Genomic DNA, 15,449 nt, shown 5'->3' with positions numbered 1-15,449 from the left:
CCGCAGCGTTGAAGGTGGCCCGCAAAGCGCGGCTCACTGGGCCGCCGCCTGCCCGGTGTCGCCGCTGCCCGAGCATTTCCAGCCACCAGAGAGCAGTCGGCATCGGGGGCACGTACCGTCCGCTTCGAGGGTGCACGTGCAGGTATCGCAGCGTCCGTATGGAGCCGTGGCGTCGAGCGGGTCTTCGGACTGCGCAGCAACGGGCAACGAGTCAGCGCCTGCCTCGGCGCCCGTCGTCTCAGCGCTCGCGCCCGCCTTCTTTACTTCTCTAGGTTCTCTATAAGTAGTGGGGCGTGCGTTTTCGCACTGGTACCTGTGCGATTCCGCACTGGTCCGTTGCGTTTCCGCACTGGTCCATTGTGGTAACCGTTGCGATTCCGCACATTGGCTGGTCAGAGCTGTTGCGAAATCGCCCATTGGCAGGTCAGACGGTAGGCGGTACGCCTTGGTTTGGTCGCCACCCGAAATCCCCGGCAGCAAACTCAGCAACTCGCCAGTTTCCTCAAGGCGCTTGATTGCCCGCTGCACGCTGTAGCGATCTACGCCGCCCAGGGATTTGCCGATCTCAGCGTGAGACGCCCGCCACCACACCTGGCCGTCGATGAGCAGCCGGTCGCCGTACGCCTCGGCGGCTGTGACGAAGCGAACGAGCGCCAGGATCACCGCCCCGGCAGGGCCGACGCGGCCAACGTCGGCGGGCAGCACCATCAGGAACTCGACGTAGGCCACGCTCATGGTGCCCACCAGCTGTCAGCCTGGTGTGTGATACTCGGGCCATCGTCGTGCCAGACGGATACCGGGCCGCTCCCCTTGTGGGGGCGGTTCGTTCGTGTCGGGGGGCCGCAGCACTTTAACGTCATCGAATCACCACCGCCCCGAGCGACCGCCGTCGCGCGCAACACGTTCGGCTTTGACGCGGCATCTAAGGTCCAGTAGTTGGGTGGCGTCATGCGGGCAGCGGGCGAGGATTGACCAGGCGGCGCCGGTTTCGGGGTAGACCTCGACCATGCCGTTGTAGTCGCACATGCTGCATGAGGCATCGCGGGGACTCGTCACGCAGCACCGCCGAGCCTGCTGTTGAACAGCAGCTGGAGCTTGGCGCGCTGCCGCGCCGTGAGTGGCGGGGCCTGGGCGGCGTTGCGGCGCACGGCCTCGCGGACCTCGGGGCTGAGCGGCACCATCCACTGCGCCAGCTGTTCACCCTCGGCGGGTCCGGTGCGGGTGCGCTTGGCGGCAGTCACAGCGCCGCCTTGGCGTCGTCGCGCCAGATCAGCACGGCGTGCCCGACCTTGAAGGCGTGCAGTCGGCCCTTGGCGATGTACCTGATGATGGTGTCGGGGTGCTTGCCTGCGAGCTTGGCCAGCTGGCTGATGCTGAGGGTCTCGCGGTTAATCTGCTCGACGGCTTGTTCGAGAACTTCTCGGGGTAGGCGTGCCACGGGTGTTTCCTTCAAAACGACAGTCACTCAACGGGTTACGTTCAGTGGCTGCGCGTTGTGCGCTGCCGTGGTGTTGCCCAACCGCCAGGAGTTCCCCCGAGTGGGGCGTAAGGCCAAGTGCACCCGGTATGGCGCGGTGGCCGGTCCCCGCAGTACGACGTACGAGTGCAGGTTGGCTATGCGCTGCATATGCTACCCGCATACGCCGCCAGGGCGTTGGGAGGGGATCAGCGGCAGTGGTTGCTGCACAGGTGAATTGCGCAGCGCGCTGGGCGTGGTTTACCTGCGGATAGACGCCCGCCCGGCCACCTTCCAAGTGGCAGATAACACGCGGGGGGGCCGGGCGTGTTGAGGACCGGGGCGCCGCCGCAGCTGGCTGGCACAAGATCAGCGCGCGCGGCAGCAACTCAGATCAGGGCGGTGTCGCCTTTGAACACCACCGTCACGTACTCGGGCTGGAACCCGCGCACCCCGCGCCTGGGCAGCGGCAGGATGGTCACCACCGCGATTTCGTCGAGCGCCTGCGCCTGCTGCTCAATCGTCATACCGACCCACTGCTCATGCAAGCGCTTGCCGCTGGCCACCAGCGCCGCCGCCGGTGACCTGCGGGTGGCGGCGGCCAGCTGGGCGTCAATCTGCGCGATCTTCGCGCGGTTGTCCAGGCTGCCCTTACGCAGCTGGTCCGCGTCAATGGCGTCCTCGTTGAACATGGCGACCAGCTGGTCCAACTTCGCCACCAGGGCGGCCCGGCGGGTACGCAGCTTGCGCAGGTCCACCTTGGGGTTGTCCAGCAGTACCTGGGCGTCGGGCAGCGACAGCCGCTCAAGCAGAGAGGCCACCACATAGTCGTCCACCACCTGGCCCGCGCGCATGACGCACGAGCCTTTGGAGCACGTGTAGCGCCGCCCGGTGGCTGTGCGGCGACTGCCGGGCCAGGAGATGCGCATGGTGCTGCCGCACACCCCGCAGCGGTATACACCGCTGCCCAGCCACTTGCGCCCGAAGCTCGTATTCGTAACCCGCGCATCATCGTTGAGGTAAGTCGCCAGGCCCCGGTAGGTGTCCACGTCCACCAGCGGCGTCCAGTCGCCGGTGCCAACCTCCTTGCCCAGGTGGGTCTTGATGCCAGCGTAGCGCGGGTTGAGCAGGATGCGGCGAATGCGGGTGCTCGACCACTCGGTGCCCTTCGTGGTGGTCACGCCGCTGGCGTTCCACTCGCGGGCAATGCCACGCAGGCTCTTGCCCGCCAGCACGTCGGCCACCGCCTGGCGGAACATGCTGGCCTCTGGCTCGAACGGCATGCCTGCCACCCCAACCTTGCGGTCATCGGGCCGCACGCTCGGCCCATTGCCGTAGCCGAAGGGCCGGTTCCCGTTGGTGCCCCAGCCACCCGCTGCGGCCTTCTGCGCGTACTGCTGCTTGCGCCGCTCGCCGGTGTGCTCGCTCTCCTGCCGTGCCACGCTGCCAAGTATGCGGGCCACCATCTTGCCCGCACTGGTGGCGAGGTCAAGCTCGCCGCTGTTGACGGTGCGAATGGGCAGCTTGGCCAACTCGGCTATCTCGATCAGCCGCTCCAGGTCCTTCATGCTGCGGTACAGCCGATCGGTGTGCCAGGCCATGAGGCCGTCTACGTCGCCGTTCTTGATCGCGTCGAGCAGGCGCTCGAAGCCGGGCCGCACCCTGCCGTTGTAGGCGCTGATGTCGTTGTCGGAGAACACCTCCACGACCTGCCAGCCCAGCCGGGCGGCCAGCTTGCGGCATTCCTGCTCCTGACGCTTGACGCCCAGGCTCTCGCCGTTGCGGTCCTTGCTGATGCGGGTGTAGATCGCGGTGCGCGTGGGTGTGTGCATAGCCCAGCAGCATACGCGCCCCTCGTACATGCTGGCCGTACGCCGTCGCAGCCCTGGTCCCGACGAGCGCCGCCGCCCGGTAGGCGACCTCGTCGAGAGCCGTGGGACCGACCGCCCACAGCACCATCGGCGCATGTGCTCGCGCCCGATCGGCCACACCGCGGAACGCGGTGAACGCCAACAGCGGCCATTCGTCGTCGTCCGGCGTGATCAACCGCCCGCCGAGGCGATCGAGTATCTCCAGATCGGCTCGCGCGCAGTCGCTTTCCCGTCGAGCCTCGACAAACGGATCGACCGCATCTCCCGCGTGGCCACGCCGCACCCGGTCGGCGGCTTCCACCGCGCCCACCCGCGCCGCCAGCGCCGCAAGCTCGCGGCACGGCGGTTCGGCCACCCGGGACAGATACGCCCACGCCAGCGCCAGTTCGTCCGTCATTGCACCTGCCCTCCCTGCCGGAAACTCAATGCCGTCGTGACGTCCTCGCGCACCGGTGAGGTACGCCCGGCAAGGTCGCACAGCGACCACGCGACGCGCATCGTGCGATCCATGCCGCGCACGCTGAGCGTCTTGCGGTCCAGCGCGGCATGCAGCGGCGCCATCACCGCGGCGGGCAGCCGGAACTTTCGCCGCAGCAGCGAGCCCCTCACCTCGGCGTTGGTCCCGATCCCGTAGGGCCGCCACCGCTCGGCGGCCGCCTCCCGCGCCGCGGCCACCCGCTCGCGGACCACGGCAGTGGACTCCCCGTCCTGCGCGGCGATCGCGCCGGCTCCGAGGGAATGCATCTCCACCCGCAGATCCACCCGGTCCATCAGCGGGCCCGACAGCTTGCCGAGATATCGCCGCTTCTCCTGTCCGTTGCAGACACAGTTGCGCGGGTCGGGGGGCGCACACGGACACGGGTTCGCGGCCAGCACCAGCTGAAACCTCGCCGGATACCGTGCGACACCGTCGCGACGGGCAAGACGAATCTCGCCGTCCTCCAACGGGGTTCGCAGCGCTTCCAGCACGCTGACGCCGATCTCGGCGCACTCGTCGAGGAACAGGACGCCCCGATGCGCCCGGCTGACCGCCCCCGGCCGGGCCATCCCCGTTCCGCCGCCGACCATCGCGGCCACGCTCGACGTGTGATGTGGTGCCACGAACGGCGGCTGGGTGATCAACGGCGTGTCACCCGACAGCAGGCCGGCCACCGAGTGGATCGCCGTCACCTCGAGCGCCTCGCTCTCCGACAGGGATGGCAGTATTCCCGGAAGGCGTTGAGCCAGCATTGTTTTACCGACGCCCGGCGGTCCGGTCAGCATCAGGTGATGACCACCGGCGGCGGCCACCTCGACGGCATACCGCGCGTGGGTCTGTCCGAGTACGTCGACGAGGTCGGCCGTCGGCTCCCGACGTGACGACGGTGATGCGATCCTATGCTCGAGCGCGGTCTTGCCCCTGATCCACGAATGCAGCTGCGTCAGGCTGTGCACGCCCCAGACCTCGATGCCCTCGACCAGGCTTGCTTCGGCGAGGTTGTCGAAGGGGACCACCGCCGCGGGCCAGCCTTCGCGCCGTGCGGCCAGCACCGCGGGCAGCACGCCCTTGACCGCGCGCACCCGACCGTCGAGCGCCAATTCGCCCAGGAGGACCGTCTTTTCGAGCCGGGCCCACTGCCTGTTCTTGTTCGCCGACAACACGGCCAGCGCCAACGCCAGGTCGTAGACGGACCCCATCTTGGGCAACGTCGCCGGCGACAGCGCCAGCGTCAGCCGCGACATCGGCCACACGTTGCCGCTATTGGTGATCGCCGCGCGGACCCGGTTGCGCGACTCCTGCAGAGCAGCGTCGGGCAGTCCGACCAGATGGACCCCGGGCAGCCCGGAGGCGATGTCGGCTTCGATCTCGACCGTCTGCCCCTCGAGGCCGCGCACGGCCATCGAGAACGCCCGCCCCAGCGCCATTTACCCCACCCCCTGAAGGTGGCTGACTTCGGGCGTGCGGCGCCTGCCGATGCGCACGCCGATGACGTCGATGCGCACCTGCGACCAGCCGCCGTCGTGCGCGGCCAGCCACAGCCCCGCGAGGCGGCGCAGTCGGCGCAGCTTCTGCGGCGACACGGCCTGCGCGACACCGCCGAACTGGTCGCCGGTGCGCGTCTTCACCTCGACGAACACCGCCGTGCGCGCGGCGTCGTCGGCGGCGACGACGTCCAGTTCGCCGTACCGGCACCGCCAGTTGCGCTCCACCACCCGCAGCCCCAGCGCCTGCAAGTGCTCAACCGCGAGTTGCTCACCCAGCGCGCCGATCTCGGCACGTGTCCACGAAGTCATGCCCACACCCTGCGGACAAGGCCCGACAGGACGGCCGGCCCCGCCCCGCGTCATCCCCAACCGCACATTCATCCACAACCGGCAGATCAGACGTTTCGGCCACGTCAACAACCGGGTAAAGGGGCGCATGGCCGACAACACCCTGCACGGCGTCGCACACCGCGCGACGAACAGCGATGCGTTCGAGTACACGGCACGCGCCGGTTTTGCCGTCAGCGGGGTGCTGCACCTCCTCGTCGGCTACCTCATCCTGCGCATCGCGTTCGGGTCGGGCGGCAACGCCGACCAGTCCGGCGCGCTGGACACCCTGGCAAAGCAGACCGGAAGCACGGTGCTGCTGTGGGTGGTGGCCATCGGCCTACTGGCGCTCGGTCTGTGGCGCGTGGCCGAGGCGATCATCGGCGCCAAACCCGGCGAGGGCTCCGGAGCATACGGCGACGACACCCCCGCGTGGAAGCGCGCCAAGGCACTCGGGCTGGGAATCGTCAACTTCGCGATCGCTTTCTCGGCCGCCCGCTTCGCCATGGGCTCCGGACAACAGAGCAGCCGGCAGAACTCCAGCCTGTCCGCGCAGATGATGCAGTCCGGCTGGGGCAAGGCCGTGCTGATCGCCGTCGGCCTGGGGCTGATCGCCGTCGGCGGCTACCACGTCTACAAGGGCGTCACCAAGAAGTTCTTCAAGGACCTGCGCATCTCGGGTGGCACCGGCGTCAAAGCCGTCGGCATCGCCGGATATGCCGCCAAGGGCCTGGTGCTCGCCGGGGCCGGCATCCTCGTGATCGTAGCGACACTGCAGGCCGACCCGGCGAAAGCGTCCGGACTCGACGCAGCGGTCAAGGCCCTCGGACAGGCGCCGTTCGGCAAGGTCCTGCTCATCCTCGCCGCGGTCGGCATCGCCGCATTCGGCGCCTACAGCTTCGTGCGGGCCCGCCACGGCCGCATGTAGCCGGTTTCCGCCCGGCCGGGCCGAGCGCGCATCGATTCCATCCGGGCCCACCCCTGGCTGATGCATACTCCTTGCACGCCGGGGCAGACCATGAGGAGCGTCATGAGATCCAGGGGGGCGACCGCTGCGTCCGTTCTCGCGGCAGGTGTCGTCGCGGTCGGAATCGCCGGCCCGGCGTCCGCCGCAGACGAAATCACGTCGAACGCGGTCGGTACGTACGACGCCAAGTACCCGTGGGGGACGACGACGTGGGTCGTGACGCCGTGCGAGGACCAGGCGAACCAGTGCGTCCGCGTCATCGAGTTCGGCGCGGGCGACACCGAGCGGAAGTATCCGGGGTGGAGTGCGAACGCCTACTGGCAGGTTGGCTGGTGGATGCTCCGCGGCGTCGACACTCCCGATGCGCTCACGTGCGAGGACGGCTCGAAACACAACCTGCCGATGAACTACGCGTGGGACGCCGCAACGGGCACCGGGGTGCGCTCCTACTACGAGCCGGGGATCTGTGACGGCGACGCCTACAACGGCGCCAACGACCTGTCGTTGACCAAGATCGGACCCGCGCCAGGCGCCGCGTAGCAGCCGTCCGTCAGCGGCCGGTCGCCGCCGGGGAGCCCGGCGAGAGGGCCGGGACTGCCCGATTTCCGGCACGGCAATCCAGTGCAGGCACCGGCAGGGGTATGTTCATTTAGGTAACCCTCAGCTAAGGCACGCGTCTGAGCTGGACAAAGGTGGAAGGACCTTCCCTATGCGACTTCGGTGGCAGCGGATCGCCGCAGCCCTGTCGACCCTTGCCGTGGTGGCCGGCGCCACCGCCTGCTCGGGGTCGCAGGGCGGCGACGAGCTACTGATCTACAACGCCCAGCACGAGTCGCTGACGAAGGAGTGGATCGACGCCTTCACCGAGGAGACCGGCATCAAGGTGACCTACCGGCAGGGCGGGGACACCGAACTCGGCAATCAGCTCGTCGCCGAAGGCGACGGCTCCCCCGCCGATGTGTTCCTCACCGAGAACTCCCCCGCCATGGCGGCCGTCGAGCGCGCCGGGCTGTTCGCCGATCTCGAGCCCGACACGCTCGATCAGGTTCCGCCGCAGTACCGTCCGCCGAGCGGCAAGTGGACCGGGGTGGCGGCACGCAGCACCGTGTTCGTCTACAACACGTCCCGGCTGCAGCCCGGCCAGTTGCCGAAGTCGCTGCTCGACCTGCAGCAGCCGGCGTGGAAGGGCCGTTGGGGGGCGCCGCCGACCAAGGCCGACTTCCAGGCCATCGTCTCGGCACTGCTGCAGCTGAAGGGCGAGCAGGCCACCGAACAGTGGCTGGCCGCGATGAAGGCCAACGCCAAGATCTACAGCGACAACATCGCCACCCTCAAGGCGGTCAACGCCGGTGAAGTGGACGGCGGCGTGATCTACCACTACTACTGGTTCCGCGATCAGTCGAAAACCAAAGAGATGAGCGCGAACACGGCGCTGCACTACTTCAAGAACCAGGACCCCGGCGCATTCGTCAGCCTCTCCGGCGGCGGCGTGCTGGCCTCCAGCGACGAGAATGATCAGGCGCAGCAGTTCATCCGGTTCATCACCGGCAGGAAGGGCCAGGAGGTGCTCGAGAAGGGCACCTCCTTCGAGTATCCGGTCGCCAGCGGCGTACCCGCCAATCCCGCACTGCCGCCGCTGGATACACTGCAGGCGCCCGACGTGAACCCGTCGACCTTGAATGCCCAGCAGGTGACCGATCTGATGACGAAGGCTGGCCTGCTGTAGGTGGTCGACGCCCCGACCCTGCCCCCTACCCGGCCCGCGACTTCGGTATCGCGGTCCGGTAGGACCGCGCGCCCCGGTCCGTTGGTCTCGGTCACCGTCGCCGTGCTGGTGGCCGCGACCTGCATTCCGCTGGGGTACGTGGCGTGGGCGACGCTGTCGGTCGGCTGGGCGCGCGCCTACGAGCTGATCGTGCGGCCACGGGTCGGCGAGCTGCTGGTCAACACCGTCGCGTTGGTGGTCATCACGGTCCCGCTGTGCGTGGTGCTCGGCGTCGGGGTGGCGTGGCTGGTCGAGCGGACCGACCTGCCGGGCCGGACCTTCTGGCGACCGTTGTTCGTTGCGCCGCTTGCCGTTCCGGCCTTCGTCAACAGCTACGCCTGGGTCGGCGTGATCCCGTCGCTGCACGGACTGTGGGCCGGGGTGCTCGTCACCACCCTGTCGTACTTCCCGTTCATGTACCTGCCGGCCGCCGCGACGCTGCGCAGGCTCGATCCGGCCGTGGAGGAGTCTGCGCGGGCACTGGGGTCGGACTCGGCCGGGGTGTTCTTCCGCGTCGTGCTTCCCCAGCTGCGGCTGGCGATCCTGGGTGGCGGGCTGCTGATCGGAGTGCATCTGCTCGCGGAGTACGGCGCGTTCGCGATGGTGCGATTCGACACCTTCACCGTCGCGATCTTCCAGCAGTTCCAGGTCACCTTCGACGGGACGGCGGGCAGCATGCTCGCCGGCGTGCTGGTCCTGTTGTGCCTGGCGCTGCTGACCGCGGAGGCGGGCGCCCGCGGCAGCGCCCGATTCGCCAGGATCGGATCGGGTGCGCCCCGGGCCGTGACGCCGCTTCGCCTGCGCCACAGCAAGCTTCCCGCGACCACGGCCCTGCTGACGCTGGCGGTGCTGGCGATCGGGGTTCCGGTCGCCACGATCCTGCGCTGGCTGTGGATCGGCGGCGCAGAGGTGTGGGTCGTCGACGACCTCCTGCGGGCGCTGGGGCAGACCATCGGGCTGGCGTCCGCGGCCGCGATCCTGACGACGGTGCTCGCCTTCCCTGTCGCCTGGGTGGCCGTGCGCTCCAGCGGTTTCTTGGCCCGCGCCGTCGAGGGCGCCAACTACGTCACCAGCGCACTGCCCGGCATCGTCACCGCACTTGCGCTGGTCACCGCGACCATCCACTACGCCCGACCGCTGTACCAGAGCGTGGCGCTCATCGTGTTCGCCTACGTCCTGTTGTTCATGCCGCGGGCGCTGGTCAACGTGCGGGCCGGGCTGGCCCAGGTGCCGCCCGGCCTCGAAGAGGCGTCCCGGTCGCTGGGCAGTTCCCCGACCGCCACCTTCCTGCGTGTCACGCTGCGGCTGACCGCGCCCGCCGCCGCAGCCGGCGCATCGCTGGTATTCGTCGCGGTGGCAACGGAGTTGACCGCCACCCTGCTGCTCGCACCCACCGGCACCCGCACGTTGTCGATGCTGTTCTGGTCGTTTTCCAGCGAGCTGGACTACGCGGCGGCCGCACCCTACGCGCTGATGCTCGTCGTCCTCGCGTTCCCGGTGACGCTGCTGTTGTTCCGGCAGTCGACGAAGGCGGCCGCGCTGTGAGCGCCCCAATCGTGCTGCAGGTGCGCGGACTCGGGAAGTCGTTCGGTGGTGTCACCGTGCTCGACCACATCGACCTCGATCTGCCCGCCGGGACCATCACCGCCGTCGTCGGGGCGTCGGGGTGCGGCAAGACGACGCTGCTGCGGTTGATCGCCGGCTTCGAGACGCCCGACACCGGCACCGTGATCATCGCCGGCCGTCAGGTCGCGAGCCCGGACAGCAGCGTGGCGCCGCACCGTCGGGCGGTGGGCTACGTCGCACAGGACGGCGCACTGTTCCCGCATCTGACCGTCGGTCAGAACGTCGCCTACGGATTGCCGAAATCGCTGCGCCGCAACGATGTTCGCGCTCGTGTCGCCAAGCTACTGGAAACGGTGTCGCTCGACCCGTCGTACGCGCACCGCCGACCTCACGAACTGTCGGGCGGTCAGCAACAGCGGGTCGCCCTCGCCCGGGCCCTGGCCCGCCGGCCCGCCGTCATGCTGCTCGACGAACCGTTCAGTTCGCTCGACACCGGACTGCGCGCCTCCACCCGCAAGGCCGTGGCGCGTCTGCTCGCCGACGCCGGGGTGACGACGCTGTTGGTCACCCACGACCAGGAGGAAGCGCTCTCGATCGCCGACCAGGTCGCGGTGATGCGCGACGGCCGCTTCACTCAGGTCGGGCCGCCTCAGGAGGTCTACCGCAGGCCCGGCGACCACTTCACCGCCGAGTTCCTCGGCGACTGCATCTCGCTGCCCTGCAGGGTCACCTCGGGCGTCGCCGACAGCGTGCTCGGGTGCGTTCCCGTGCTCGGCGCACCGCCCCCGGGTCCCGCGACGCTCCTGCTGCGGCCCGAACAACTTGTCGCGACGGTGGTTTCGGACACCGAACAGCTCGACGGTGTCGGCACGGTGCTTGCCGTCGAGTTCCTCGGACACGACGTGCTGTTGACCATCGACCCCGCAGGCGATGCGGACCCGATCGTCGTGCGCCAGCACAGCCTCGATCCACCGCCCGTCGATGCCAAGGTCCGTATCGAGGTCGTGGGCTCCGGAGTCGTGCTCCCATGAGCCGGCTCGCCGAGCACTTGCGCGCACACGGCACTGCCGTCGCGGTGCTGACCGACTCCGAGCAGCTGACCTACGCCGATCTCGCCGACCGGGTCGCCACGGCCGCGCGCGACCTCGGCGACACCCGACGCCTGGTGCTGCTCGAGGCGCGCAACGACATCGTCACCCTGGTGCATTACCTCGGCGCCCTCGCCGGGCGCCACGTCGTCATTCCGGTTCCGGCCGGCCGCGAACACACGACGATGCTGCAGACCTACGACCCCGACACCGTCGTCGCCGGTGGTGCGATCCGTCACCGGCACACGGGCACGGCGCACCGCCTGCACGACGACCTCGCGATGCTGTTGTCGACGTCCGGTAGCACCGGCTCGCCGAAGTTGGTGAGACTGTCGCAGGCCAACCTGGTGTCCAACGCAGCCACGATCGGCGACTATCTCGGCATCCGCGAAACCGACCGGGCGGCAACCACCTTGCCGATGTCCTACTGCTACGGGCTGTCGGTGGTCAACAGCCACCTGTTGCGTGGCGCCGCGCTCATCCTGACCGACCGGTCCGTGACCGATGACGAGTTCTGGCGGTTGTTCGGCCGCCACCGGGGCACGTCGTTCGCGGGCGTGCCGTACACTTTCGAACTGCTGGAGCGGATCGGCTTCCCCGCCATGGACCTACCCGATCTGCGCTACGTCACGCAGGCGGGCGGGCGAATGCCACCCGAGCGCGTCCGGCGCTTCGCCGAGTACGCGCGCGACGGCGGTTGGGATCTGTTCGTCATGTACGGGGCAACCGAGGCGACCGCCCGAATGGCCTATCTGGCACCGGAACTGGCGCTGTCACGGCCGGACTCGATCGGCCTGCCGATACCGGGTGGCTCGTTCACCGTCGAGCCCATCGAGGGCTGGGCCGACGACGCCGTCGGCGAGTTGGTGTTCCGCGGGCCCAACGTCATGATGGGCTACGCGCACGGCCCGGCCGACCTCGCGCTCGGCAAGACCGTCGAGGCGCTGCACACCGGCGACGTCGCCCGGCGCGCCCCCGACGGGCTGTACGAGATCGTCGGGCGCACCAGCCGGTTCGTCAAGGTCTTCGGTCTGCGCATCGACCTGCAACGCGTGGAATCCGCGTTGCGCGCGCAGGGTGTCGCCGCGTTCTGCACCAGCGACGACGACCACCTGATCGTCGCAGTGACAGACGGCGCCCGAGCCGATGTCCGCCGTGTCACCGCGCAGGCCGCCGGGATGCCCACCTCGGCGGTACGGGTCGTCGTCGTCGACGAGCTACCGTTGCTGCCCTCGGGCAAGCCCGACTACCCGACGCTGCGCCGGCTCGCCGGCCAGCAGGACGAGCCGCCCGCAGCAGACCTGCGGGCGCTCTTCGCCGAGGTGCTGCAGATCGATCGGGCCGCCGTCGATCCCGACTCCAGCTTCGTCGACCTCGGCGGCAATTCACTGTCCTACGTGACGATGTCGGTCCGGCTGGAGCGTGCGCTCGGACAGCTGCCCGCCGACTGGCCGCAGCGGCCGCTGCGGGACCTGGATGCCCGCGCCGCGCCGCGGCGCCGGCGCCGCGTCTGGTCCGCGGCGGTGGAGACCAGCGTGGCGCTGCGGGCCGTCGCGATCGTGCTCATCGTCGGCTCCCACGCCGCCCTGTTCGAACTGTGGGGCGGCGCACATCTGCTGCTCGGTGTCGCGGGCTACAACTTCGGCCGGTTCTGCATGACTCCCCTGCCGCGTACCGAGCGGGTGCGCCACCTGCGCGACACCATCGGGTGGATCGCGGTCCCCTCGGTGCTGTGGGTCGCGGTCGCGCTGCTGGTGACCCGCGACTACACGTGGTCGAACCTGTTGCTGGCCAACAAGTTCCTCGGCCCGCACGACAGCATGACCGCCGGCCGGCTCTGGTTCGTCGAGGTGCTGGTGTGGACGCTGGTCGCGCTGGCGCTGCTGTTCTGGATACCGGCCCTGGACCGCGCCGAGCGCAGCCGTCCGTTCGCCGTCGCCTGCGCCTTCCTGGTCCTGGGGCTGGCCCTGCGCTACGACGTCCTCGGGCTGGACATGGGCCGCGACGCGTGGTTCACGATGCTGGCGTTCTGGTTCTTCGCCATCGGGTGGGCGGCCGCGAAGGCGACGACCCCGTGGCACCGGGTACTGCTGACCGTGGTGCTCGCGGCCGCGTTGCACGGCTACTTCGACAGCCTGACGCGGGAGCTGTTGGTGCTGGGCGGGCTGGCGCTGCTGATCTGGCTGCCGACCATCCGCTGCCCGGCCGCACTGACCACGGCCGCAGGGGTTCTCGCCGAGGCGTCGCTGTACACCTATCTGGTGCACTACCAGGTCTACGCGCTGTTCGACGGCCACCCCGCCGTCGGCGTGGTCGCCTCGATCGCGGTCGGCATCCTACTGACCCAACTGGTGACCGCGCTGCGCCGGCGGATGCGCAGTCGAGTCGATTCCCTCAGCTCGGCCGCGGTTCCCGCGCTGCGATAAGGCCTTCCTGCGCCATGGTCGCCGCGACGACGCCGTCGGCGCGGATCAAGCTGCCGGTCACGACGCCCCTGCCCCGCGCGGCCGCGGGCGATGTCGACTCGAGCAGGTTCCACTCGTCGGCGAAGACCGGCTGGTGAAACCAGATCGCCGAGTCCGTGGTACCGCTGCGGTGTGTCCGCGCCTGCATCGAGTGCCCGTGCACCTGCAACGCCGGGTCGATCATGTACACGTCGGTGACGTAGACCGCGATGAGCGTGTGCAGCGCCGGGTCATCAGGCAGGGGCACGGTGGCGCGCCACCACAGCCTGCGCACGAACTCACCACCCGACGAGTCGTCGGCGATGCGGATGTCGAGCTCGTCGAGCGGCATCGACGGCGCCGGACCCGCGGGACCCGTCTGCGGCAGCGCGTCCGGGTCGTGCGGCATCGCCTGCCGCCGGCCGTGTTCGGGTCCGCGGGCAGGCACGGCGAAGGAGGCCGTGGCCGTCGTCAGCAACCGGTCCCGCTGATGCGAATCGATGCGCCGGGCCGACGACGTGCGTCCGTCGAAGACCCTGGTGACGCGGTACTCGACGTCGTCACCGGCCTCGCCGCCGCGCAGAAACTGAAGGTGCACGTTGGTCGGCAGCCGATCCGCGTCGACGGTGCGCCACGCCGCCGCGAGGCTCTGAGCGACGAATTGTCCTCCGTACGAACGCTTCCCGGCCGGGCCACTGGCCGGACCGAGCCACGAGTCGGCACGCTCACCGACGCGCAGTTCGAGCAGCTTGAGCAGCATGCTCATTCGCCGCGCCCGATCGCCACGGTGCCTGACTCGACGAGCCGGTCCACCTCGTCGGCGGTCAGCCCGAGCCAATCGCCCAGCACACTCGTGGTGTCGTCGCCCAGCGCGGGTGAGGGAACCGCAGGCGGATACTGCCCGCCGATCGACATCGGCAGCCCGGGAGCCAGATACGTCCCGATCCGCGGCTGAGCCAAGGGGGTGAACATCGGGTTGGCGATCACGTTGGCCTCCGTTGCCGCCTCGGCGAAGGTGCGGTAGCGCTCCCACAGCACCGAGGTGGCCGACAACGCCGCGGTGATCTCCTGGGCGGTGTGCGTACCGAACCACTCGCCGAACAGTCCGCTCAATGCGTCTCGGTGCTCGAAGCGCTGCCCCTCGTCGGCGAAGTCGGCGCCGAGCGTCTCCGCGAGTGCGGCAACGGCTTTGGCGGTTCCCGTCAGTTCGGCCAGGTCGCGGAAGTGACGACCGGTCAGCGCGACGACCATGAACGAGACGCCGTCGCTGCTGGTGAAGTCCTGGCCGTACTGGCCGTACACCGAGTTGCCGATCCGTTCGCGCGTGGTGCCGTTGACCATCACCTCGGTGAGGAAGCTGAGGTTGCCGGCCGTGGCCAGCGCGACGTTCTCCAACGGGATGCTGACGCGCTGACCCTGACCCGTCGCGTCACGGTGCCGCAGTGCGCTCACCACGGCCAGCGCCGCATAGATGCCGCACGTGACATCCCACGCCGGTAGCACGTGGTTCACGGGGGCCGCCAACTCCGAAGGCCCGGTCACCAACGGAAACCCGATGCCGGCGTTGACGGTGTAGTCCACGCCGGTGCCGCCGTCGGCGCGACCGGACACCTCGACATGGATCAGGTCGGGACGCAACCGCGTCAGCGTGTCATACGAATGCCATTCCCGGCCAGCCACATTCGTGATCAGCACCCCGCTGCCGGCGATCAGCCGCTGGACGAGGTCCTGCCCTTCCGGAGTGCGCATGTCGGCCGCCACCGACCGCTTGCCCTTGTTCAGCCCCGCCCAATAGATGCTCTCGCCATCGCCGGTCAGTGGCCACCGGCGGTAGTCGGCCGCACCGCCGATCGGATCGACCCGGGTCACCTCGGCACCCAGCTGCGACAGCGTCATCCCGGCCAGCGGGACGGCGACGAAACTCGAGATCTCGATGATGCGCACCCCGGCCAGCGGCCGGGCGGCGTCGGGTGTGCCGGTCATCGCGCTCAGTGTAGGCG

The 15,449-nt window shown here is 69.3% G+C and carries 14 protein-coding genes and 1 pseudogene; 6 read left to right on the top strand and 9 right to left on the bottom strand.

What is annotated here, in order from left to right:
- Positions 1 to 33 precede the first annotated feature (33 nt).
- From ABGB19_RS03290 to ABGB19_RS03260, 7 genes and pseudogenes are all read right to left on the bottom strand, one after another.
- On the bottom strand, positions 34 to 744 hold the full coding sequence (locus ABGB19_RS03290; protein WP_347683930.1) for a hypothetical protein: 711 nt from the start codon (positions 742 to 744) through the stop codon (positions 34 to 36).
- Positions 745 to 1,052: 308 nt separating this feature from the next.
- Complete coding sequence (locus ABGB19_RS03285) at positions 1,053 to 1,241, bottom strand: hypothetical protein (RefSeq protein ID WP_347683928.1); 189 nt, start codon at positions 1,239 to 1,241, stop codon at positions 1,053 to 1,055.
- Positions 1,238 to 1,438: a helix-turn-helix domain-containing protein gene (locus tag ABGB19_RS03280; RefSeq protein ID WP_347683926.1), complete on the bottom strand. Its 201-nt coding sequence runs from the start codon at positions 1,436 to 1,438 to the stop codon at positions 1,238 to 1,240. Before ABGB19_RS03280 ends, ABGB19_RS03285 begins: the two co-directional genes overlap by 4 nt.
- Before the next feature lie 407 nt (positions 1,439 to 1,845).
- Entirely contained in the window at positions 1,846 to 3,288 is a 1,443-nt protein-coding gene (locus ABGB19_RS03275) for a recombinase family protein (RefSeq protein WP_347683924.1), read from the bottom strand.
- A gap of 25 nt (positions 3,289 to 3,313) precedes the next feature.
- Positions 3,314 to 3,724 (bottom strand): annotated as a pseudogene (locus tag ABGB19_RS03270) (DNA processing protein DprA); the annotation flags it as partial.
- On the bottom strand, positions 3,721 to 5,232 hold the full coding sequence (locus tag ABGB19_RS03265) for a YifB family Mg chelatase-like AAA ATPase (RefSeq protein WP_347683922.1): 1,512 nt from the start codon (positions 5,230 to 5,232) through the stop codon (positions 3,721 to 3,723). The pseudogene ABGB19_RS03270 and the gene ABGB19_RS03265, both read right to left, overlap by 4 nt.
- On the bottom strand, positions 5,233 to 5,601 hold the full coding sequence (locus ABGB19_RS03260) for a YraN family protein (RefSeq protein ID WP_347683920.1): 369 nt from the start codon (positions 5,599 to 5,601) through the stop codon (positions 5,233 to 5,235). It abuts the gene before it with no gap.
- 127 nt (positions 5,602 to 5,728) lie between these two features.
- Here ABGB19_RS03260 and ABGB19_RS03255 point away from each other — a divergent pair, with 127 nt between their 5' ends.
- From ABGB19_RS03255 to ABGB19_RS03230, 6 genes are all read left to right on the top strand, one after another.
- On the top strand, positions 5,729 to 6,547 hold the full coding sequence (locus tag ABGB19_RS03255; protein ID WP_347683918.1) for a DUF1206 domain-containing protein: 819 nt from the start codon (positions 5,729 to 5,731) through the stop codon (positions 6,545 to 6,547).
- A gap of 102 nt (positions 6,548 to 6,649) precedes the next feature.
- Entirely contained in the window at positions 6,650 to 7,126 is a 477-nt protein-coding gene (locus tag ABGB19_RS03250; protein ID WP_347683916.1) for a hypothetical protein, read from the top strand.
- A gap of 169 nt (positions 7,127 to 7,295) precedes the next feature.
- On the top strand, positions 7,296 to 8,312 hold the full coding sequence (locus ABGB19_RS03245) for an iron ABC transporter substrate-binding protein (RefSeq protein WP_347683914.1): 1,017 nt from the start codon (positions 7,296 to 7,298) through the stop codon (positions 8,310 to 8,312).
- Positions 8,313 to 8,330: 18 nt separating this feature from the next.
- Positions 8,331 to 9,896 (top strand): iron ABC transporter permease, encoded by a 1,566-nt coding sequence (locus ABGB19_RS03240; protein ID WP_347684700.1) that lies wholly within the window; start codon positions 8,331 to 8,333, stop codon positions 9,894 to 9,896.
- Positions 9,893 to 10,948 (top strand): ABC transporter ATP-binding protein, encoded by a 1,056-nt coding sequence (locus tag ABGB19_RS03235; protein WP_347683912.1) that lies wholly within the window; start codon positions 9,893 to 9,895, stop codon positions 10,946 to 10,948. The genes ABGB19_RS03240 and ABGB19_RS03235 overlap by 4 nt, the downstream gene beginning before the upstream one ends.
- Positions 10,945 to 13,431, top strand: a complete 2,487-nt coding sequence (locus tag ABGB19_RS03230) for an AMP-binding protein (RefSeq protein ID WP_347683910.1) — start codon at positions 10,945 to 10,947, stop codon at positions 13,429 to 13,431. Before ABGB19_RS03235 ends, ABGB19_RS03230 begins: the two co-directional genes overlap by 4 nt.
- Here ABGB19_RS03230 and ABGB19_RS03225 read toward each other — a convergent pair.
- Together ABGB19_RS03225 and ABGB19_RS03220 are read right to left on the bottom strand one after the other, a co-directional pair.
- Positions 13,400 to 14,215 carry an acyl-CoA thioesterase domain-containing protein gene (locus tag ABGB19_RS03225; protein WP_347683908.1) on the bottom strand — a complete coding sequence of 272 codons (816 nt, stop codon included), beginning with the start codon at positions 14,213 to 14,215 and terminating at the stop codon, positions 13,400 to 13,402. The two genes, ABGB19_RS03230 and ABGB19_RS03225, sit on opposite strands and share 32 nt — an antisense overlap.
- On the bottom strand, positions 14,212 to 15,432 hold the full coding sequence (locus ABGB19_RS03220) for a CoA transferase (RefSeq protein ID WP_347683906.1): 1,221 nt from the start codon (positions 15,430 to 15,432) through the stop codon (positions 14,212 to 14,214). The genes ABGB19_RS03225 and ABGB19_RS03220 overlap by 4 nt, the downstream gene beginning before the upstream one ends.
- Between the last annotated feature and the right edge of the window lie 17 nt (positions 15,433 to 15,449).

This window comes from Mycobacterium sp. B14F4 (assembly GCF_039871645.1).
In the GTDB taxonomy this organism is placed as follows: domain Bacteria; phylum Actinomycetota; class Actinomycetes; order Mycobacteriales; family Mycobacteriaceae; genus Mycobacterium.
Note: the sequence above shows the minus strand (reverse complement) of the source record. Positions and strands in the feature narration are given on the sequence as shown.